General features: G+C 72.7%; 1 protein-coding gene. It reads right to left on the bottom strand.

Going from position 1 to position 1,096, the window contains the following annotated elements; all coding sequences use genetic code 11:
• Positions 1–91 precede the first annotated feature (91 nt).
• Positions 92–1,093 (bottom strand): L-tyrosine/L-tryptophan isonitrile synthase family protein, encoded by a 1,002-nt coding sequence (locus ACIQOV_RS42525; RefSeq protein ID WP_401056636.1) that lies wholly within the window; start codon positions 1,091–1,093, stop codon positions 92–94.
• Positions 1,094–1,096: the final 3 nt, after the last annotated feature.

Below are 1,096 nucleotides of genomic sequence, written 5' to 3'. Positions count from 1 at the left end.
CAGTTGCGCTCGCGTCACACACCATGGTCTACCGGATCAGGACCCGCCGCGAAGGTGAATCACACAGATTGATCACGACCGAATACGCGCCCTAGTGGCACTCGTAGTGGCTCGGCCGACCGTCCCGCAGGACCAGTCGGCCGAGCCGCGCGGCCTCCGCGCTGCGCAGCAACTCGCGCTCGCCGCCGGTGCGGTGGAGCACCGCGGAGTGCCAGGGCGTGATCCAGGCGTCGGCCGCCGCCAGCAGCCGGATGCCGAACTTGGCCGCCCCGGACGGCTGCGGGTGGATGGAGAGCCGGACGGCGCGCGGGTGGTGCTCGGCGATCAACTCGCCCCAGGCGCGGCTGCGCTGGATCACGCCGTAGGCGCGGCGGCGGCACTCCCGCTGGAGGGCGGAGCGGGTGCCGGTGAAGCCGACGGTGTCCTCGGTGAGGAAGCGGGTGATGCCCCGGTAGAGCCGCAGGGTCTCCTCCTCGGTCAGCACCTGTTCGCGCAACTCCTCGACGCTCGGCGCGTACCGGGCGTGCACCCGGGCGCGCTTCTCGTCGTACGGGAGGTCGCCGAGGACGGCCCGCAGGTCGAAGGTGTCGAGGCGGGTCAGGCCCTCGCGGGCGATCATGGCGGTCAGGGCGTCCGAGTAGGCGTCTATGTGGTCGTCCGGGACGTTGATCAGGTCGCCGAAGATGTGCCCGTCCGAGCAGATCAGAATCCGGGCGCCGGGCGCGTACAGGCGGCCGATCTCGGCGCACAGCCCGTCGAGGAAGGTCAGTGACAGCCGTTCGCCCTCGTCCGGCAGGTGGCCGAGCACCTTCGCGGGGTTCGGCGACTTGCAGGGGAAGCCGGGCAGGGTCAGGACGATCGGTTCGCCGGCGGTGATGAAGTCCGCCAACTGGGCCAGCTGGAGCGGGAAGTGCTCCGGGTGGGCGTCGAACTCCGGGTCCGCGGCCCGGCGGTGCGGCAGCAGCAGACCGAGGACGCGGGTGGCGAGCCGCTCGGCCGAGGGGCGGTCCGAGGGGCGGTCCGCGGGGTCGGTGGCGGTGGCGACGGCGGTGGCAGGGGTGATGGCGGCAGGGGCGGTGCCGACGGGCGGCATGGG

It is taken from the genome of Kitasatospora sp. NPDC091257, from assembly GCF_044757675.1.
GTDB classification, from domain to species: domain Bacteria; phylum Actinomycetota; class Actinomycetes; order Streptomycetales; family Streptomycetaceae; genus Kitasatospora; species Kitasatospora lactacystinica.
Note: the sequence above shows the minus strand (reverse complement) of the source record. Positions and strands in the feature narration are given on the sequence as shown.

Coding starts and splice junctions, on each gene's coding strand:
- ACIQOV_RS42525 (WP_401056636.1), bottom strand. CDS start 1,093: ATGCCGCCCGTCGGCACCGCCCCTGCCGCCATCACCCCTGCCACCGCC.